At 67.9% G+C, this 1,326-nt stretch carries 2 protein-coding genes; both read left to right on the forward strand.

From position 1 onward, the window contains the following. Positions 1-69: 69 nt before the first annotated feature. A complete protein-coding gene (locus tag ACIPXC_RS35035; RefSeq protein WP_158104026.1) occupies positions 70-378 on the forward strand; it encodes a transposase in 309 nt (102 codons plus the stop codon). Beyond that, entirely contained in the window at positions 375-1,295 is a 921-nt protein-coding gene (locus ACIPXC_RS35040; protein ID WP_401626562.1) for an IS3 family transposase, read from the forward strand. The genes ACIPXC_RS35035 and ACIPXC_RS35040 overlap by 4 nt, the downstream gene beginning before the upstream one ends. Positions 1,296-1,326: the final 31 nt, after the last annotated feature.

The following is a 1,326-nucleotide window of genomic DNA, read 5'->3' on the forward strand; positions in this document are numbered from 1 at the left end:
TGAGGTTCCCCCGAGATGCGGGGATGGGTGACAGAGGGTCAGATGGGTCTCATGAGAGGAGCCCAGACGATGCCTGCGCCGAGGAAGTACCCGCTGGAGTTGCGTGAGCGTGCGGTCCGGATGTACCGGACCGCCGAGCCGAAGCCCGTGATCCGCCGTATGGCCGAGGAACTCGGTGTGCACCACGAGGCCCTGCGCAACTGGATCCGTCAGGCTGAGGCCGACGCCGGCGAACGCGACGACATGCTCACGACCGCCGAGCGGGAGGAGCTGGCCGCTCTGCGGAAGGAGAATGCCCAGCTCAAGCGTGCGAATGAGGTCCTGCGGACGGCCTCGGCTTTTTTCGCGGCCCAGCTCGACCCGACCCGGCCCAGGTGACGGCGCTCGTCGACGAGCACCCGCATCTGGGGGTCGAGCCCGTACTCCGGGAACTGAACATCCCCTCCTCCACCTACTACCGGTGGCGCCGGGCAGAGACCGAGCCGTGCGAGCGCCGTCTCCGGGACGCCGAGCTGACCGGCAGGATCCGGCAGGTCCACGACGAGTCCGGCGGGATCTACGGCTCACCGCGGGTGCACGCCGTCCTCAAGCGAGAAGGCATCCACGTCGGCCGCAAGCGCGTCGAACGGCTCATGCGCCAGGCCGGCCTCGCCGGGATCAGCCCCCGGAAGGCCAAGGGCTTCACCCGGCGTGACCCCGACGCCGATCTGGCCCCGGACCTGGTCGGGCGCGACTTCACCGCGAGCGGGCCGAACCGGCTGTGGGTCACCGACCTGACCATGATCCCCACCGGGGAAGGGCCGTTGTGGCTGTCCGCGATCCGCGACGCGTTCTCCCGCCGGGTCGTGGCCTGGGAAACCTCCGCCCGCGCCGACGCCGACCTGGTCCTCACCTCGCTGGAGTATGCCCTGGCCAGCCGCGAAGTCGCGCCGGGTGAACTCATCCACCACGCCGACCACGGCTGTCAATACACGTCCGTGAAGCTCACAACACGCCTGGTCAGAGCCGGTATCCAGGCGTCCATGGGCTCGGTCGGCGACTCCTATGACAACGCCCTGGCGGAGAACCTGTGGATGCTGGTCAAGACCGAGTGCATCCGCGGCCGCGTCTTCGCCACACGTGCCGAGGCGAACCTCGCGCTCTTCGAGTACATCGACGGCTTCTACAACCCCCGCCGCATCCAGAAACGGCTCGGCTACCTCAGCCCCATCGAGTTCGAGGAGAAGCACTACGCCAACCAGGCAGCGACCGAACAAGTGAACCTGAAACCACGTCAACCCGCCATGACCAGCTAGTCAGCCACTCCCGCACAGCGGGGGAACTTCA

Source organism: Streptomyces sp. NPDC090021 (genome assembly GCF_044748225.1).
Taxonomy (GTDB): Bacteria; Actinomycetota; Actinomycetes; order Streptomycetales; family Streptomycetaceae; genus Streptomyces.

Coding starts and splice junctions, on each gene's coding strand:
- ACIPXC_RS35035 (WP_158104026.1), top strand. CDS start 70: ATGCCTGCGCCGAGGAAGTACCCGCTGGAGTTGCGTGAGCGTGCGGTC.